The sequence below is a fragment of the Trinickia violacea genome, from assembly GCF_005280735.1.
GTDB classification, from domain to species: Bacteria; Pseudomonadota; Gammaproteobacteria; order Burkholderiales; family Burkholderiaceae; genus Trinickia_A; species Trinickia_A violacea.
In genome coordinates this window covers 730,131-746,600 of the sequence record NZ_CP040078.1, presented here as the reverse complement: position 1 = coordinate 746,600, position 16,470 = coordinate 730,131, and the positions used below count along the sequence as shown (strand labels likewise).

Below are 16,470 nucleotides of genomic sequence, written 5' to 3'. Positions count from 1 at the left end.
TCCGCTCCTCATCCGAGGAAGTCGACATGCTCAGTCCGCGCCGCTCCAAGCTCCTCGACACCGTCGAAGGCCGCCGCCTCCATGGGCCCGATATCGCACGCTGGCGCCGCTGGGGCCCTTACTTGAGCGAACGCCAGTGGGGCACCGTGCGCGAGGATTACAGCGCGAACGGCACCGCCTGGGATTACTTTCCGCATGACCAGGCACGCAGCCGCGCGTACCGCTGGGGCGAGGACGGCATCGGCGGCTTCGGCGACGAAAAGCTCAACTGGTGCATGAGCGTCGCGCTTTGGAACGGGCGCGACTCCATCCTCAAAGAGCGCCTGTTCGGCCTGACCAATGCCGAAGGCAACCACGGCGAGGACGTGAAGGAGCTGTATTTCTATGTCGACGGCACGCCGACCCATTCCTATATGCGGATGCTCTACAAGTATCCGCAGGCTGCGTTTCCCTACTCGGCGCTCGTCGAAGAAAACGCCCGGCGCGGCGCGGAGGAACCCGAATACGAAATTCTCGACACCGGCGTATTCGACTCGAACCAATATTTCGACATCCTGATCGAATACGCGAAGGGCGACCCCAACGACATCGTGATGCGCGTGACCGTCGAGAACCGCGCGAGCGAGCCGGCCGAACTCGACGTGCTGCCGCAGATCTGGGCGCGCAACGTCTGGTCGTGGTGGCCCGATCAGACGAAACCCTCGCTGACGCTCGAAGCGCTCGACGGCAAGACCTGCGTGATCGCGCGCCATGCCGGCCATGAACCGCTCATCGTCACGGCAAGCGCCGACGCGCCGGTCGAATGGCTCTTCTGCGAAAACGACACCAACGTGCGGCGCCTGTTCGGCAATGAGGGCGCGGGACCGTTCAAGGACGGCTTCAACGACTACCTCGTCGCCGGCGACAAGCACGCGATCCGGCGCGACCGCGGCACGCGCGCCGCCGCTCGCGTACACCTTTCGCTCGCCGCCGGCCAAAAGCGCGTCGTGCATTTGCGCGTGCGCACCGATTCGGCCGAACGCTCCGCGCATGTCGACGCGAACGCCGTCGTCACCATGCGCCGCGCGGAAGCCGACGAGTTCTACGCCGCGCTGCAGGAAGACCTCGACGATGCCGACGCGCGGCTCGTCCAGCGTCAGGCGCTGGCCGGGATGCTGTGGAGCAAGCAGTACTACCAGTTCGACGTGACGCGCTGGATCGACGGCGACCCCGCGCAACCAAAGCCGCCGCGCACGCGCCGCAACGCGCGCAACGCCGATTGGCGGCATCTGTCGAATTGCGACGTGATCTCGATGCCCGACAAATGGGAGTACCCGTGGTACGCGTCGTGGGACCTCGCGTTTCATGCGGTCGCGTTCGCGATGATCGACCCCGAGTTCGCGAAGCAACAACTGATCCTCCTGATCAAGGACCGCTACCAGCACCCCAACGGGCAGTTGCCCGCGTACGAGTGGGCGTTTTCCGACGCGAACCCGCCGGTCCACGCGTGGGCCGCGTGGCGTGTCTATGAAATGGACAAGGTGCTCACGGGCCGCGGCGACCGCATGTTTCTCGAGCGCATCTTCCACAAGCTGCTGTTGAATTTCTCGTGGTGGGTCAACCGTAAGGACGCCGCCGGCCATAACATTTTCCAAGGCGGCTTTCTCGGGCTCGACAACGTCGGCATCTTCGACCGCTCGGCGCCGTTGCCGACCGGCGGCCGCATCGATCAGGCCGACGGCACCGCTTGGGTTGCCGCCTATGCGCTCGACCTGATGCAGATCGCGCTCGAACTGGCGATCGAAAACGCCGTGTTCGTCGACATCGCGGTGAAGTTCTTCGAGCACTTCCTGTATATCGCGGAAGCGGTCGGCTGCAACGACGCCTGCGACACCGGACTCTGGGACGACGAAGACGGCTTCTACTACGACAAGCTGCGCCTGCCCGACGGCAGCAGCATTCCGCTCAGAATGCGCTCGATCGTCGGCCTGATTCCGCTGTTCGCGGTGCGCGTGCTCGAGCAGCGCAGGCACGGCAGCCTGCCCGGCTTGCGCGAGCGTCTCTTGTGGTTCCTCGAGCATCGCCCCGATCTCGCGCACCTCGTGTCGCGCTGGCATGAAGCGGGCGTCGGCAACAGCGCGCTGCTCTCGCTGTTGCGCGGCCATCGGATGAAGTGCCTCTTGCGGCGCATGCTCGACGAAAACGAGTTCCTGTCGCCATTCGGCGTGCGCGCGCTGTCGCGAACGCATTGCGACAAGCCGTTCACTTTCCAGCACAACGGCGACTTCTTCTTCGTGAAGTATTTGCCCGCCGAATCCGATTCGCACGTGTTCGGCGGCAATTCGAACTGGCGCGGGCCGATCTGGATGCCCGTGAACTTCCTGCTGATCGAATCGCTGTTCGAATTCCACCGTTATTACGGCGACGATTTCCGCGTCGAGTACCCGACCGGGTCCGGCGAAAAGTATTCGCTGCGCGAGATCGCCTTCTTCCTCGCACGCCGCATTACGACGCTGTTCTTGAAAGGGGAAGACGGCAAACGCCCGGTCATGGGCGCGTATCCGAAGCTGCAAGCGGACCCGCGCTGCGACGACCTCGTGCTCTTCCACGAATACTTTCACGGCGACAACGGGCGCGGCGTCGGCGCTTCGCATCAGACCGGCTGGAGCGGATTAGTCGCGCTGCTGCTGCAGCCTGGGATGGTGTCGTGCGCGCACGGCGTGCGTGCGCTTGAAGACGAGGCCGGTGAGATGCAGACCGAGAGCGTGATGAAGTAACACCGTTTTCGATCCGTACTCGCGCCGAACGTGCTCTATGTCGCCGAGCTTCTGAACTGGCGCGTGCAAAAGCTCGTCCTGCACGCTTAGCGGTGTGCCCGCGCTTGGCTCGTATCAGCGAAGCGCGGCTTCCAACGCTTCTTCGATCTGCGCCGCGAGACGCGCCTCTACATCAGGCACCTCATAGCCGAGCGTCAACTCGAGGTGCGTGTCGCCCAGCACGATTTGAACGAACGTCGACGCCCTGATGGCGGCCGTCTTCTTGTCGAAACGCTGCCTCAGAATCTCCGCCGCAAACGCGCGTACCGGTTTTGCGCCGTGTTCGTAAAAGACCTTGCCGAGTTCGGGAAAACGCTCCGCCTCGGCAACGACCGCGCGATAGAGCCGCAATTTGTCGGGCGTAATGAGGTTACGGGCGAGCGACCATCCCAACTCTCGCAATACCGCTTCGGGTGAACCGTCGCTTGATTCGCTTCGAGCGCTGACGACTTCGCCGAATTGCACACACTTCGATACGACCAAGCCGACGAACAGCGCCTCCTTCGATTTGAAGTGGCGGTAGACCGTCTGCTTGCCGACGCCTGCGGCGGCGGCCACGTCGTCCATGGTCGCAAGGCTGAAGCCTTCGCGCAGGAAGACGGCTTCTGCGCCGTCGAGAATCGCGGACCGCTTGCGGCGTTGCAGCGGCGTCAGGTCGGGAATAGGTGATGAGTTCATGGACAGAAGAAATAACAGATCGCCTGATCATTGACAAGACTCATCAGTCTCGTTTACGCTCCGCAACGAGACTGATGAGTCTCGTCTTGTCGCCGTTTGCTGGACGACCTTTTTGACGGCTTTTTCATGGAGAGCAAAGATGGAATGGAACCACTCACTCGTTACGACGATTGCTGCGACGCTCGTGTCGGGCCTGTTCGCGGTGGCGGCAGCGATCAATCTCTCGGGACGCGGCACCGTGAAGCAAGACTTCGCGCGCTGGGGCTATCCGGCCGGCTTCAATTTGGTTTGCGGCGGGCTCGAGCTGATTGGGGCCGTGCTTTTGTTCGTGCATACCACGCGGCTTTGGGGGCTCGGGCTGCTCGCCGCGATCATGGCTGGCGTGCTTGCCACGCTCGCGCGCAATAAAGAACCGCTTCGCCACTTTGCCCCGGCACTGGTTTTTTCAGCGCTGCTCGCAGTGGTGGGAGCCGCCTATGTTTGACGCGACGATTCAGAAGGATCATCGAGCGCGCGCACGGCACACACTTGCCGTCATCGCATCAGCCTTCGCGTTCGTCGCTTTCACTTACGCCCCCGAGCAAGCGCAAGCGTGCGAGGTCCCGCCGCCGCTGGCCTCGATCGACGTCCCCGGCTTCTACGACGACCCTGCGGGGTACAGTCGCGAGATCGCGCCGCTCCACGCCTTTATCGAGCGAGTCAACAAGGCCGCGGACGCCGGGGACAAAACGTGCTTGTTGGATCTCCTTCCCCTCGTTTTCACGGCTGAATTGGCGCGGGCGCGGGGCGTCGATCTTTATGACGAGAATCATGGCGCCATCAAGCGGCTCGCGAACGTGCTCATCGAAGCCGTGCAAAACCCCGACAGTTTTTCCGCCTATAGCGCGACGCCACAAAAGCTGTTTCCGTGGACTTTCGAAAGCGACCTCGCCTGGATGGAGCCCTACTACGCGCGCTTCCACGATCCACGCCTGCCAGCCCTGATGGCGACGCGCCGGCCGTTCATCAATTTGCGGCTCGGCGGAAACGTCACGGCTGCGTGGAGTTGACGGCTTCACGCTCGCCGGCGGTCGATAAATACAGGATCGTCTATTAGAATAGATCGCTCTACCCATCGGACGTCCACGGAGCCGCATATACCGCAGCGTCTATCCAGTGTTTTTCAACCGAACGCACATCGGAGAAGCTCGATGAGCAAGCGATCGTCGTCTGACGAATTAGAAAATCTCAACCAAACCACCGAGGCCACGCTAGCGGCGCTTACGCTCCAAATCAGTGCATTCGTTCATAACGGCACGCTCGACAGCCGCTGCGCTGCCAAGCTCATTAAGCGGCTACGAAAGGAAGCCGAACTCGTGTTCGACAACGGCAATTCGACCGAAGAAGGACGCCACGAACTTCATAAGGCGTTGAACGCCGTCGATGCGTCCCTGCGCGAGCACGACGCCATGTTGCTGGTTGCGGCTCACGCCGCGCTGCGTGTCGCGGAAGACGTGCCGCAAAGCAATCCTTAAGCGATCGGTAAACGATGTCGTCCCGTCGTCATGACGGGACGATGAGCCCACTGGGGCTTCGCGCCGCAAGAAGAATCCTGTCGGTTTCCTTGCATTCAGCACGTCAGTCCGCACTTCGATTCGCGCTAAACGCCGTCCGATCGGCTCATTTTCCTGCACTACAATGAGTCGATAGAGTGCCGCACACCGCCCGCAGCGCTGTTGGGCAAGCACGTGCAGGACTCGTGCCGGAGGACTGCCATGCCGACTTACCAATATCGTTGTGAGAAGTGCGGTGAAACGTTCGAGCATATCGAACACCTCGCCGAACATGAGAAGGCGCATCCGCCTTGCCCCAAGTGCGGAAGCGAGCAGGTCCAACACGTACCCACGCCATTTGTCGCGCAAACGTCGAGAAAAAGCTGAAATCGGCTCGACGCCGAGTGCCACCGTGCAAAAAGATGAGGGGCCCGTCAGGCCCCTCATCCACGAACCCGCCTGAAGCGCGGGTTCAGTGTGCTGCTATCTCAACCGCTGCAACGCTCAATCACGACTGACCCAGCGCCGGATCGCTCATGCTGCTGCTGCCCGTTTCGACGTGACCGGCCAGCCAACGCTCGAACGACGCGTCCGTATCGACCGTCACGCGCAGGTCGTACCAGCCGTATTGCGCACGCAGATCGATATACAGGTTGACGCTGTCGCCGCCCGCCACCGACCGGCGAATCAGATTGCCACGGTCGAACGCGTTGAAGATCGTGAACTGGCACGCCGCGTTGCCCGTGTTCTTGAGCGTCAACTGGATATTGCCGTTGGCGACGTCATACCCTTCCGCGACATCCGGAATCGCCGCGTCCGTCCCGCTCCACCAGTGCATCGCCACCGCCTTGCCGGCGAGGCGGCGGAAGAACCCGTTCGGGCCGTGCACGGCGAAGCCGTAGCTGCCGTCCGAGTTCAACGCGAGCTGATCCTTGAGCCGCTTGCCCGCTTCGACCGTGTACGCACGCGGCGCGCCCGTGCTGTGTGCGGCGAAAACGGAGAACGCGGCGCCGGCCTGGCCCGAGTTGACGAACTCGATATTGAACTTGCCTTGGTTCGCTTGCGGCAGACCGCGCACGAACAGCTCGTACGGCAGCGCGCGCGCCGGACGCACGCCGGGCTCTTGCTGCGGAATCGCCTGGACGAGCGGCGGAACCGGCACGTAGCTCGGGTGACGATTCTGATCGGGCGGCACGTAGCCGCTCGTGCTCGGCAGCGTCGGGAACGCGGCGTTCGGGTTCGTGAAGTCGAAGGCGCGCGTGAGGTCACCGCACACCGCACGGCGCCACGCGGTGATGTTCGACTCGGAGAGGTTGTGATGATGGCCGAAGCGGCGCTCGATGAAGCGGATGATCGACGTGTGGTCGAAGGTCTCCGAGCACACCCAGCCACCCTTGGACCACGGCGACACCACGAGCATCGGCACGCGCGGTCCGAGGCCATAGGGGCCCGCTGAATACGTCGAGTTGCCCGTGAAGTATTCGTTGTTCGTATCGACCGTCGACAAGCCCTCCGCGCTCGACCACGGCGCATACGGCGGCGCGACGTGATCGAAGAAGCCGTCGTTCTCGTCGTAGGTGACGAGCAGCACCGTCTTGCTCCACACTTCGGGATTCGAGGTCAGGATCTGCAGCACTTGATCGACGTACCACGCACCGTAGTTCGCCGGCCAGTTCGGATGCTCCGAATACGCTTCCGGCGCGACGATCCACGACACTTGCGGCAGCGTGCCGTTCGCCACGTCTTGCTTGAGGATGTCGAAATAGCCGCCGCTCACCGCGACGTTGGTGCCGGTGCGCGCGTTGTCGTAGAGCGGGTTGCCCGGCTGCGCGTTGCGATACTGGTTGAAGTACAGGAGCGAGTTGTCGCCGTAGTTGCCGATGTACGCATCGCTCGTCCAGCCCCACGAACCGGCCGCGTTCAGGCCCGTGCCGATGTCCTGATAGATCTTCCACGAAATGCCCGCTTGCTGAAGCACTTCGGGATAGGTCGACCATCCGTAGCCCGCTTCCGCGTTGTCGATGACCGGGCCGCCGCCGCTGCCGTCGTTGCCCACCCAGCCGGTCCACATGTAGTAGCGGTTCGGGTCGGTCGGCGTCATGCCCGAGCAGTGGTACGCATCGCAAATCGTGAACGCGTCGGCGAGCTGGTAGTGGAACGGGATGTCCTGACGCGTCAGGTAGGCCATCGTCGTCGTGCCCTTGGCCGGCACCCACTGGTCGTAGTTGCCGCTGTTCCAGGCTGTGTGCGTCGTGTTCCAGTCGTGCGGCAAGTCCTGGATGAACTGCAGGCCGAGATCGGGTGCGCTCGGGCGGAACGGCAGCACATACCCGAGGTCGCCCGCGAGCGGCTGATACCAGACCGGCTTGCCCGTGGGCAGCGTGATGGTGCGCTTGTCACCGTATCCGCGCACGCCTCGCAGCGTGCCGAAGTAGTGGTCGAACGAGCGGTTCTCCTGCATCAGGATGACGATGTGCTGCACGTCCTCGATGCTCTTGGTCGCATTGTTGGCGGGAATGGCGAGTGCGTTGCGGATGCCAGCGGGCAACGCACCCATCGCGGCTGCGGCGCCGGCCGCTTGAGCGGTGGCGCGCAGAAAGTCACGTCGGCTATTCGAAGTCATATTCGTTTCTTTTGGATAAGGATGGAATAAGACGGCACGCGAGCGGGCGATACGCGTCGGTGAATACAGCCTTTTGGGGGGACAACCGAACTGCGAAAAGCACGAAAAAGCGGACAGCGGAAAAGCGAATAAAACGAGCTGCGTCTAATTCAATCCGCCGTGTGGAATACGGGTGGAAGAAGCGGACGCGGCGCCGATGCGCCTGTTGCGGCGCCCGGCTGCGGTGTATCGAAACCTTGTGCGAGAAGCGGAGCTTGTTGCGCGTTCACGTGCGTGTCCGCGAACTGCGATATGCCGGGCAACTGCGGCGAGCGTTCTGCCGCGCTTCGCTGCCCTTGCACGCTCGAGCCGTCGTCATTGCTGCAAGCAGCCACGGCTACGCACGCGAATGCGATTGTGCAAACGCAAACGAAACGGGACCTGATGTGCACGATCTCTCTCCACGCGCGAAATGAGCGTCGGCGCAACAAGAATTGGAAAGGCGCCATACGGTTTGGCGCTTAAGGATAGAAAGCGATCATGTCCAATTTGTGAATTGGAGTAGACCACTTTAAAAATTGCGAAGCGGTATTTTCGATGCGACTTTAGAAGTCGCTTTTGGAATATAGACCGCTAGCGATTGACGCGCGTGCGAATGCCGATCAGCCGTATCGCTGCGCGAAATCGGTCAGCCATTGCGCAAGCGCTGCCGTAGCTTCCGGTGTCACCGCGTTGTATAGCGAAGCACGCAAACCGCCAATCGAGCGGTGCCCTTCGAGGCCATGAAAGCCGTCGCGTTTCGCCGCGTCGAGGAACAGCGTCTCCGTGACCGCATCGGGCAAGCGAAACGCAATGTTCATCGACGAGCGATAGGGCCGCTCCGCATGCACGCGATAAAAGCCGGGATGCGCATCGAGCGCGCCGTACACCGTCCGCGCTTTTGCGTGGTTGATGTCGGCCATGGCCGCCACGCCGCCGATGTCGTCGCGCAGCCAGCGTGTGACGAGCATCAGCACGTAGATCGCGAATACGGGCGGGGTGTTGTAGAGCGAGCGCGTGTCGATATGCGTGCGGTAATCGAGCATCGTCGGCAACGAGCCGCGCGCACGTCGCGCGAAGTCGTCACGCAGAATGACGACCGTGACGCCGGATGGCCCAAGGTTCTTTTGCGCATGCGCGTAGATCATCGCGTAGCGTTCGATATCGACGGGCCCCGCGAGCAGATTCGACGACATGTCGCACACGAGCGGCACGTCGGGCAACCCGGGAACACCGGCAAATTCCAGGCCCTCGACCGTTTCGTTCGACACGTAGTGCAGATACGCGGCATGGCGCGACAACGGCAATTCGTCCGCGTGCGGCAAGCGTGTATAGCCTCCGTCATAGCCGTCCCAGACGACACTCACCGGCCCTTCGTGACGCGCTTCCGGCGGCGCCTTTGCGCTCCAGTAGCCGGAGACGATGTATTCGGCGCGCTGCTTCGTGCCGCGCAAGAAATTCATCGGCAGCATCGAGAACTGCAGGCTGCTGCCGCCCTGCATGAACAGCACGTGATAGTGGCTCGGAATGCCGAGCAGCGTGCGCAGGTTCTGTTCGGCTTCGTCGAGCACAGCGCGGAACCACGCGGACCGGTGGCTCATGCCGAGCACGGAGAGCCCCGTCTCGGGCAATGCCTCGATGGCGTCGCGCGTTTGGCGCAATACGGCAAGCGGCAGTGCGCCGGGGCCGCCCGAGAAATTTTTTTGCTCGTTCACGCGCCGCCCCTAGTGATGGTTCGACGCGCCAGCATCTGCTCGAACGCGCCGACGATACGCTGCACATGCGGGTTCTTATGCGCGAGCACACCGTCGCCGCGTTCGAAGTGCGCCAGCATCGTCGCATTCGCTTCGAAGACGAAGACGCGTTCATCGGGCAGCACGGTGAAATCGATGCCGCCGTAGTCCAAGTCGAGTGTGCGGGCGATTGCGGTGACCGCATCCATCGCGCCGCCGCCGAGCGCGGCACGCGGATCGTCGAGAAAGCGTCGCTCTTCGTCGAGCTTCCAGGCGTGCGGTTCCATCTCGGCAGAAAAGTAATGCACCATCCAATGCGGCGAAATCGCGAGATGGTAGGGGTAAGGCTCGCGGTCGACGAAGATCATCCGGTACTTGCGGTAGTAGCCGTCGGCCGAGCGATAGTCGGAGAACGCAGTCAGATAGTGCGTGCCGTCGAGCGTCTTCAGCTTCGCTTCGAGCGCGTCGAGCGAGTCGCAGCGCGCGAGACCTTCGCCGCCATGCGTCGCACCGGGACGCGCCAATACCGGCAAGGCGAGCCCGCCGGCGGACAGCCGCTCGTCGAGCTCGGCGCGCGACGCGGGCGGCGTTTCCGAGCGAATGCAAGCGGCCGTCACGACGCCATCGAGATCGTTCAGCAAGCCGGGCAGCCGATCGCGAAACGTCCGCTCTATCGCGGTGGGCGGGTTGAGCAAGGCGCGCTCGCAACGCGCTGCGAATCGCTCGAGCCGGCCGGCAAGCGGCGCGGCGGCGTCCGGGTCGCCAATCGCGTTGAAGACAAGGTCATACGGCGGCAGACGCGTGTCTTCGGTGTCGTGCGCGTAGTCGATCGCGTATTTGATCCGGCCGCACGTGGCGCTCGGCAGCAGCGCGTCGAACGGCACATTGCCGGCACCCGCGCCCGTGCACAGTATCAGCACGTCGCGAACCGGCTCGCCCGAGCGTTCGACGAACACGCGTTGAATTTCATAGGCCTTGGCGCGGCACGCTTCGGCTTCCGCGTTACGGCCCTCGGTCGCATGAATGGCGGCGAGATTCTGATAAGCGATCGCAGTGCGCGGATCGATGGCGAGCACTAGCCGGTACCAGCTGGCGGCCGTTTCGCTATCGCCCTTCATGAAGTAGCCCGTGGCAACCATGCACAAGTCGCCGACCGATGCATCGGGAGACCCCGCCGCATACGCATCGAGGGTTTGCGCGGCGATCAAGTGCGCGACTGCGCCAAGCTCGTCGCCTTGCGTTCGCCTTGCGTCCGCCATCGAGCGATGCAACGCGGCGTCTCGCGGCACGGTGGCGAGCGCGCGGACCAGCGCGTCGGGCGGCTGCGCCGCTGGCGGCGCGCCGCTGGCGGGGTCGGAGTCTCGTGTCATCGCCGTAGGGGTGGAATCCGTTCGTGGGGCCTGGATGCGGGCGCCCGAAGCATACCCGCGCCCGCTGTCATCCACATTACAGCGCCGCTTATTCCGGTTACGAAAATTTACGCTTGGCTTAGGCCCGCGCGACCCGTCGCAATCTTTCAAATTGCCAATATTGATTGCAGCCGCGAAAGACGATTGTCGCCTTTGGAGAAGTCTTCAGAATTAATCGCGAATAAATGCCTGCCTATACTTTCGCGTCATTCGTGCTCTGGAACGACTATGGAGAACAGTACGAAGCACGTGAAGGGCTTGAACGGTCTCAGAGCGCTGGCGGTCATTCTGGTTTTCCTGTCGCACAAGGCGCATTTCGAGGCCATCGATGCAGGCAAGCTCGGCGTCTGGATCTTCTTCTTCATCAGCGGGTTTCTGATCGTCGGCGAGCTGCATCGCAACCGCGCCGGCATCGAGCACGGCACGCAGCAAGGCCGCATTGTCATTGCGGTGTTCTTCGTCAAGCGCGCGCTGCGCATCTTTCCGGTCTACTACCTGCTGCTGATCGCGCTGGCGATCGCCCATCGGCTCTTCTATCAGCGCGGCGTCCATCTTGGGCTCGCGTGGCACTTCGCGTTTCTCTCGAACTTCTGGATCGGCGTCGTCATCGGAAAGTGGCCCGGGACCGTCTCGCACTTCTGGAGCCTCGCGATCGAGCAGCAGTTCTATCTCGTCGCGCCTTTCGCACTGGTGTTGACGCGGGCATCGGTGCATTTGCGTTTGTGCGCGGCGATCGTCGCGATCTGCGCGGTGCTGCATCTCGTGCTTTACGCGAGCGGCGCAAGCCAGCCGTTGATTTACGCGCTTTCGCCGTGGAATTTCGCGCTGCTCGCGCTAGGCGGGATGTGCGGCATGGCACGCGACGATGCGCAAATTGGCGCCCAAGTTGCCGCTTATGCGCGCCGTACGTCATGGCTGGCGATGGCACTTGCCGGAACAGGCATCTGCGTTTCGCAGCCGCTATGGGCGCCCGCGCTGAGCTCCGTAGCGCTCGGATGGATCGATCTCGGCCTTTCCGTCTCGCTGTGCGGGGTCTTTCTTCACGTCGTCAACCGGCAAGACAGCTCGCTTGTTAGCGCACTGGATACACCCGCCCTCGACTACCTCGGCAAGATCAGCTACGGGTTCTATCTTTTTCACAACCTCATCCCGACGAAGCTCGGCGAGGCGCCCGCGCTCTACGCGCGGCTGCATGTGCCGATCGCGTTACAGCATGCGCTGCCCATCGTGCTGCAATTTCAGCTTTCGTTCCTGCTCGCGCACTTGTCGTGGCATCTGCTGGAAAAACGCGTGCTCGCGCTAAAGAAGCCGATCGAGGCTGCGCTGCGGAGCCGCGTGCGCGTGGGTGTGGAGCCGCAACCGTATTGACTGGTTACCGCGCTATTCGAAGTAAGCCGCGGTCGCGAACGCCGCGCTCCTCTTCCGAGTCTTCGAAGCGGCGCCGCAAAGAAAAAAGGCATCGCCCCGCAACGTCGTTACGGAGGCAATGCCAATGGGGACACGCGATCAATGAAGAGAAGCAGTCTCAGGCGGCAGTCGCAAAAGCCGGCAAGCAGCCGCGCAAGTACGCTTCGAATTCCTTGCTGACTTCAGGGTGACGCAGCGCCAGCTCGACGGTCGCCTTCAGATACCCGAGCTTGCTGCCACAGTCGAAACGCGTGCCGTAGTAGCGGTAAGCCAGCACTTGCTCCTCGGTGAGAAGCGATTGCAGCGCGTCCGTCAATTGCAGCTCACCGCCTGCGCCCGGCTTCAGCTTCTTGATGTGATCGAAGATGCTTGGCATCAGCACGTAGCGCCCGACCACGCCGAGATTGGACGGCGCGACTTCCGGCGCAGGCTTTTCCACGATGCCCGACAGCTTGATGACGTCCTCTTCCCACTCGCGCCCTTCGACCACGCCATACGACCGGCTGTCTTCGCGCGCGATCGCTTCGACGCCCACCACTGAGCTGTGATAGTGATTGAACACGTCGACGAGCTGCTTCATCACCGGCTGAGGACCGTGCAGCAAGTCGTCGGCGAGGATCACCGCGAACGGATGATCGGCGACGAGCTTCTCGGCGCACAGCACCGCATGGCCGAGGCCGAGCGCCTCCGGCTGGCGCACATAGAAGCAGTCGACATGGCTCGGCTTGATGCTGCGCACGAGATCGAGCAGCTTCTGCTTGCCGCGCGCCTCGAGCTCGGCCTCGATCTCGTACGACTTGTCGAAGTGATCTTCGATGGCGCGCTTGCTGCGCCCCGTGACGAAGATCATTTCGGTAATCCCTGCCTCGATCGCCTCCTCGACCGCGTACTGAATGAGCGGCTTGTCGACGATGGGAAGCATCTCCTTGGGGCTTGCCTTTGTTGCCGGAAGGAACCGTGTGCCCAGGCCCGCTACGGGGAACACGGCTTTGGTGACTTTCAACATCGTGAGAATTCCCGGTCGTGATGTAAAAAACGTGCAGATGAAATGCGCGGGCAGCCGCTTTTTACCCGCTCATGTCTCCAATGTGTGCCTTCAATTCGAAATTACCGATTTACCGATTTTCCGAAATGAATCGAGTAAATTCGACCTGCTTCAGAAATCCATTTGCTATTCGATTTCTTCCATTTGCGGAAGATCGCCGTGGGCCATGCCGAAATGACCGATCGGCTCGTTCTTCAGCGCGTCTCGATAGGCCGAGATCGCGACCAGGACCAACAACACCACGATGCCGGCAACCCAATGCAAGTCCATGACGCACCTCCTTGTCTGATCGTTCCGAACGTCAAATTAACATGAAAAAATCGGCAAATAATTTGTGCTTCTCGCACGCGAATTTTTTCCGGAAATCATTTCCAACGGAGCTATCAAAATGAATAGCGCTTGCGAATTAATTTCCTTATTTCGCGCATTCTCGCTGCGCTAGGATGAAGGGCGGCTCGCGGTCCGGTTCGCATGCCGCGCCAAGACTTCCCAACAGCACGGACGACGATCTCGAATGAGCGATTCCCAAGCGTTGCAGACAGCCGTCGCGAACCCCGCGTTCTCCGCCATCCGCAAGCCCGAGGCACGAGCGGCGGCGGCCCCGAAGGACTTCGTCATCGATGCGATGCGCGGCTTTGCAGCGCTCCTGGTCGCGTACTTTCATTGCCGGCAAGTTGTCTGGGTCGGGATGGAGCAGTTCCACCGCACGGTCGGTCGATCCTTGGATCTCAGCACCATCGCCGGCTACCTGACGCTGCCGATCGCCTGGGGCTCGGCGGGCGTGCCGATCTTCTTCGTCATCAGCGGTTACTGTATTCATCGCAATTCGGCGATACGGCTTGCCGCGAACCCGCAATACCGGCTCGACGCGGGGAATTTCTGGGCGCGGCGCTTTGCACGTATCTATCCGGTGTTGCTCGCCGCACTGCTGCTCACGCTCGCGCTCGATACGATCAGCCTCCATTTCCCGCCGGTCAGCCACAAGATTCGCGAGTTCGGCCTGGTGCCGTTTCTCGTCAACCTGTTTTCGCTGCAAGGCGTGGCGGGCTATACGTACGGGTCTAACGGCGCGCTGTGGACGTTGTCGCTCGAAGTGCAGTTCTACGCCATTTACCCGCTTCTCTTTGCGGCGCGGCGGCGCTTTGGAATGAACGCGGTACTGGGCGCCGTGGCAGCGGTGAATGTCGTCTCAGCGCTCGTGCTCGAACGCCATGACCTGCAGTTCTTCACGTCCTACTGGCTGTCGTGGACGATCGGCGCGTATATCGCCGACATTCGCGCCGCAAGCGCAGTCGAGTCGCGCAAGTCCTGGCTTTGGTACGCGGCAGCGGCGGTGCTGACCGGGCTTGGCTGTGTAGCGTTCCACTTCGGTCAATACGGCGCGTTTCAGCTTTGGGCGCTTGGTTTTGCGTGCTATCTGTACAAGGCGTTGGACGGGTCCGGAAAACCCAATCTCGCAGCTCGCGTGCTCGGACGCTTCGGCGACTTCAGCTACTCGCTGTACCTCATCCACCTGCCGATTTTCGTGTGCCTCGCATCGGTGCTGTTTCGCTCGACGCTGCAGCTTTCGATCTGGCCGTCGTTTGGCTTCATGCTGGTCGCGATTGCCGTGGCCTACGTGTTCTACCGTCTCGTCGAACTGCCGGCGATGCAGTGGTCGGCGAGTATTAAGCCCCGGCGTGGTTAGCCTCGATCTCACGTGTTATGTAAGCTTCGTTGCAGTTCTGGTGACGATCGAAGGCGGACGCGTTTGAAAACGCATCCGCCTTTTGCCGAGCATCAGGCGAACGTGCACGCCTGGTCGAACGCGAGGCGTGGACCTCGCGGGAAAAGTTTCGCCGGATCACCGTATCCGAGGCCGCACAGAAAATTGGATTTCACCGTGGTGCCGCCGAAGAACAGTTGATCGACGGCCGCTTCGCTGAATCCCGACATCGGCGCGCAATCGAGACCCACGGAGCGCGCTGCCGCAATCATATAGGCGCCTTGCAGCGTGCCGTTGCGGAACGCCGTGGCGTGCGCGATCTCCCGCTTTCCTTCGCCCTCGAACAACATCTTGACGGCCGGGTTATGCGGGAACAGTTCGGGCAAACGGTCGTAGAAGCGTGCGTCGTAGCCGACAATCACGACGACCGGAGCGCTCATGGTCTTGTCGACGTTGCCCGGCATCAGCGCGGGCTTCAGTTTCTCCTTTGCCTCGGACGTGCGCAGAAACACGAAGCGTGCCGGCGAGCAGTTCATGGAGGTAGGGCCCCATTTCAATTGCTCGTACAGTGCGTGCAGCTGCTCGTCGCTGACGGGACGGTCGAGCCAACCGTTCTGGCTGCGGGCCTGAGAAAAAATCAGGTCGGCGACGGAGTTGGACATTTGACTTTCTCCTGTTAACAATGCTGTTGATCGATAAAACCCAAGCGTATTCAGTTGCTAACCAACATGCTTGTCCCATCGATGAATGTAGACCTGCTCATACAAACCGGCCTTCGTGAACGGGTCCCCTTCGTGGAATCGTTTCACCTGCTCGATGTTGTCAGCCTCCAAAATCATGAAGCTCGCGATGTTCGTGTCGTCGGCGTCACTAACGCAAAGCGGACCGCCCTGAACCAAGCGCGGCACCGAAGTTGGCGCAAGAATGGGCATAACGTAGGCACGATGCTCAGCCCTCGTGCTTTCGCGCAATTCAAGCTGGCCAGCCTTGTCAAAACATAGTCGGATATAAAGCATCACATTCCTCCGGTAATTTACACACTACGTAGTACTAAATCTAAAAGACGGAAAAAGATCGCACCCTACTAGTCGAATGCCACCTTTCCAGTCGAGAAATCAATCTTCAGGTTAAGGCGACCTTCGTTGACGAGCCACGGACGAACGGTGAACGACCGGGCGCCGCTCTGATGCATGGGATCCGTAGCGGCGAGGTCGCGCGCGTGCTCAATGGAGGAAGCACGGATCACGAACATCCCGTCACCGTCCCAATAGTGTTCGTCGTCGGTCCAATTCGGCCCGGCAGCCACCAAAATGCCCTCACGCTCGATCTTGCATTGATGTTCGAGGTGGGCCGGGAGGCTCGCCATGACGGGACCGAAACCAGCGGTCGGCTTCGAAAAGATGACGTAAAACTGCTTCCTGAGCATGCCCTTGCTGGCTTCAAAAGCCTGCTCACGTGTAACGCGCTTCGCTTCCATGATTGCCTCTCCTGTTGACGGGGTTAACACATATCGGATCGCCCTTCT

General features: G+C 61.6%; 16 protein-coding genes. 7 read left to right on the top strand and 9 right to left on the bottom strand.

Annotation, left to right across the window (positions count from 1 at the left end; translation table 11 throughout):
* Nucleotides 1-26: 26 nt before the first annotated feature.
* A complete protein-coding gene (locus FAZ95_RS25385) occupies nucleotides 27-2,756 on the top strand; it encodes an MGH1-like glycoside hydrolase domain-containing protein (RefSeq protein ID WP_137335274.1) in 2,730 nt (909 codons plus the stop codon).
* 114 nt (nucleotides 2,757-2,870) lie between these two features.
* Here the strand turns inward: FAZ95_RS25385 and FAZ95_RS25380 are convergent, their stop codons facing one another.
* Nucleotides 2,871-3,473, bottom strand: a complete 603-nt coding sequence (locus FAZ95_RS25380; RefSeq protein ID WP_137335273.1) for a TetR/AcrR family transcriptional regulator — start codon at nucleotides 3,471-3,473, stop codon at nucleotides 2,871-2,873.
* 139 nt (nucleotides 3,474-3,612) lie between these two features.
* Here FAZ95_RS25380 and FAZ95_RS25375 point away from each other — a divergent pair, with 139 nt between their 5' ends.
* The 4 genes from FAZ95_RS25375 to FAZ95_RS25360 all read left to right on the top strand — a co-directional run bounded on the left by FAZ95_RS25375 (nucleotide 3,613) and on the right by FAZ95_RS25360 (nucleotide 5,392).
* The gene (locus tag FAZ95_RS25375) at nucleotides 3,613-3,957 is read left to right on the top strand and encodes a DoxX family protein (RefSeq protein ID WP_137335272.1); all 345 of its coding nucleotides are present in this window, start codon (nucleotides 3,613-3,615) and stop codon (nucleotides 3,955-3,957) included.
* The gene (locus FAZ95_RS25370) at nucleotides 3,950-4,522 is read left to right on the top strand and encodes an alginate lyase family protein (RefSeq protein WP_137335271.1); all 573 of its coding nucleotides are present in this window, start codon (nucleotides 3,950-3,952) and stop codon (nucleotides 4,520-4,522) included. The genes FAZ95_RS25375 and FAZ95_RS25370 overlap by 8 nt, the downstream gene beginning before the upstream one ends.
* Before the next feature lie 141 nt (nucleotides 4,523-4,663).
* A complete protein-coding gene (locus FAZ95_RS25365) occupies nucleotides 4,664-4,987 on the top strand; it encodes a hypothetical protein (RefSeq protein ID WP_137335270.1) in 324 nt (107 codons plus the stop codon).
* Between the two features lie 240 nt (nucleotides 4,988-5,227).
* On the top strand, nucleotides 5,228-5,392 hold the full coding sequence (locus FAZ95_RS25360; protein WP_137335269.1) for an FmdB family zinc ribbon protein: 165 nt from the start codon (nucleotides 5,228-5,230) through the stop codon (nucleotides 5,390-5,392).
* Nucleotides 5,393-5,513: 121 nt separating this feature from the next.
* On the opposite strand, the gene FAZ95_RS25355 is transcribed toward FAZ95_RS25360, so the two are convergent.
* The 3 genes from FAZ95_RS25355 to FAZ95_RS25345 all read right to left on the bottom strand — a co-directional run bounded on the left by FAZ95_RS25355 (nucleotide 5,514) and on the right by FAZ95_RS25345 (nucleotide 10,749).
* The gene (locus FAZ95_RS25355) at nucleotides 5,514-7,628 is read right to left on the bottom strand and encodes a phosphocholine-specific phospholipase C (protein WP_137335268.1); all 2,115 of its coding nucleotides are present in this window, start codon (nucleotides 7,626-7,628) and stop codon (nucleotides 5,514-5,516) included.
* Nucleotides 7,629-8,269: 641 nt separating this feature from the next.
* Nucleotides 8,270-9,361, bottom strand: a complete 1,092-nt coding sequence (gene serC, locus FAZ95_RS25350) for a 3-phosphoserine/phosphohydroxythreonine transaminase (RefSeq protein ID WP_137335267.1) — start codon at nucleotides 9,359-9,361, stop codon at nucleotides 8,270-8,272.
* Complete coding sequence (locus FAZ95_RS25345) at nucleotides 9,358-10,749, bottom strand: hypothetical protein (protein ID WP_137335266.1); 1,392 nt, start codon at nucleotides 10,747-10,749, stop codon at nucleotides 9,358-9,360. The genes serC and FAZ95_RS25345 overlap by 4 nt, the downstream gene beginning before the upstream one ends.
* A gap of 267 nt (nucleotides 10,750-11,016) precedes the next feature.
* Between FAZ95_RS25345 and FAZ95_RS25340 the strand changes: the two genes are divergently transcribed.
* Entirely contained in the window at nucleotides 11,017-12,156 is a 1,140-nt protein-coding gene (locus FAZ95_RS25340) for an acyltransferase family protein (protein ID WP_137335265.1), read from the top strand.
* Nucleotides 12,157-12,313: 157 nt separating this feature from the next.
* Here FAZ95_RS25340 and galU read toward each other — a convergent pair whose 3' ends face one another.
* Complete coding sequence (gene galU, locus FAZ95_RS25335) at nucleotides 12,314-13,201, bottom strand: UTP--glucose-1-phosphate uridylyltransferase GalU (protein WP_137335264.1); 888 nt, start codon at nucleotides 13,199-13,201, stop codon at nucleotides 12,314-12,316.
* Between the two features lie 165 nt (nucleotides 13,202-13,366).
* Nucleotides 13,367-13,510 carry a hypothetical protein gene (locus tag FAZ95_RS39495; protein ID WP_175425757.1) on the bottom strand — a complete coding sequence of 48 codons (144 nt, stop codon included), beginning with the start codon at nucleotides 13,508-13,510 and terminating at the stop codon, nucleotides 13,367-13,369.
* 244 nt (nucleotides 13,511-13,754) lie between these two features.
* Between FAZ95_RS39495 and FAZ95_RS25330 the strand changes: the two genes are divergently transcribed.
* Nucleotides 13,755-14,927, top strand: a complete 1,173-nt coding sequence (locus tag FAZ95_RS25330) for an acyltransferase family protein (RefSeq protein ID WP_137335263.1) — start codon at nucleotides 13,755-13,757, stop codon at nucleotides 14,925-14,927.
* 92 nt (nucleotides 14,928-15,019) lie between these two features.
* Here FAZ95_RS25330 and FAZ95_RS25325 read toward each other — a convergent pair whose 3' ends face one another.
* From FAZ95_RS25325 to FAZ95_RS25315, 3 genes are all read right to left on the bottom strand, one after another.
* On the bottom strand, nucleotides 15,020-15,607 hold the full coding sequence (locus FAZ95_RS25325; RefSeq protein ID WP_137335262.1) for a malonic semialdehyde reductase: 588 nt from the start codon (nucleotides 15,605-15,607) through the stop codon (nucleotides 15,020-15,022).
* 57 nt (nucleotides 15,608-15,664) lie between these two features.
* Nucleotides 15,665-15,961: a YciI family protein gene (locus tag FAZ95_RS25320; protein WP_137335261.1), complete on the bottom strand. Its 297-nt coding sequence runs from the start codon at nucleotides 15,959-15,961 to the stop codon at nucleotides 15,665-15,667.
* Nucleotides 15,962-16,029: 68 nt separating this feature from the next.
* Nucleotides 16,030-16,422: a YciI family protein gene (locus FAZ95_RS25315; RefSeq protein WP_137335260.1), complete on the bottom strand. Its 393-nt coding sequence runs from the start codon at nucleotides 16,420-16,422 to the stop codon at nucleotides 16,030-16,032.
* Nucleotides 16,423-16,470: the final 48 nt, after the last annotated feature.

Excerpts from the sequence above, each read along its gene's own strand:
- galU (WP_137335264.1), bottom strand. The coding sequence starts at position 13,201 with ATGTTGAAAGTCACCAAAGCCGTGTTCCCCGTAGCGGGCCTGGGCACA.
- FAZ95_RS25330 (WP_137335263.1), top strand. The coding sequence starts at position 13,755 with ATGAGCGATTCCCAAGCGTTGCAGACAGCCGTCGCGAACCCCGCGTTC.
- FAZ95_RS25315 (WP_137335260.1), bottom strand. The coding sequence starts at position 16,422 with ATGGAAGCGAAGCGCGTTACACGTGAGCAGGCTTTTGAAGCCAGCAAG.
- FAZ95_RS25355 (WP_137335268.1), bottom strand. The coding sequence starts at position 7,628 with ATGACTTCGAATAGCCGACGTGACTTTCTGCGCGCCACCGCTCAAGCG.
- FAZ95_RS25380 (WP_137335273.1), bottom strand. The coding sequence starts at position 3,473 with ATGAACTCATCACCTATTCCCGACCTGACGCCGCTGCAACGCCGCAAG.
- FAZ95_RS25365 (WP_137335270.1), top strand. The coding sequence starts at position 4,664 with ATGAGCAAGCGATCGTCGTCTGACGAATTAGAAAATCTCAACCAAACC.
- FAZ95_RS25325 (WP_137335262.1), bottom strand. The coding sequence starts at position 15,607 with ATGTCCAACTCCGTCGCCGACCTGATTTTTTCTCAGGCCCGCAGCCAG.
- FAZ95_RS25320 (WP_137335261.1), bottom strand. The coding sequence starts at position 15,961 with ATGCTTTATATCCGACTATGTTTTGACAAGGCTGGCCAGCTTGAATTG.
- FAZ95_RS25345 (WP_137335266.1), bottom strand. The coding sequence starts at position 10,749 with ATGACACGAGACTCCGACCCCGCCAGCGGCGCGCCGCCAGCGGCGCAG.
- FAZ95_RS25340 (WP_137335265.1), top strand. The coding sequence starts at position 11,017 with ATGGAGAACAGTACGAAGCACGTGAAGGGCTTGAACGGTCTCAGAGCG.
- FAZ95_RS25385 (WP_137335274.1), top strand. The coding sequence starts at position 27 with ATGCTCAGTCCGCGCCGCTCCAAGCTCCTCGACACCGTCGAAGGCCGC.
- FAZ95_RS25370 (WP_137335271.1), top strand. The coding sequence starts at position 3,950 with ATGTTTGACGCGACGATTCAGAAGGATCATCGAGCGCGCGCACGGCAC.
- FAZ95_RS25375 (WP_137335272.1), top strand. The coding sequence starts at position 3,613 with ATGGAATGGAACCACTCACTCGTTACGACGATTGCTGCGACGCTCGTG.
- FAZ95_RS39495 (WP_175425757.1), bottom strand. The coding sequence starts at position 13,510 with ATGGACTTGCATTGGGTTGCCGGCATCGTGGTGTTGTTGGTCCTGGTC.
- FAZ95_RS25360 (WP_137335269.1), top strand. The coding sequence starts at position 5,228 with ATGCCGACTTACCAATATCGTTGTGAGAAGTGCGGTGAAACGTTCGAG.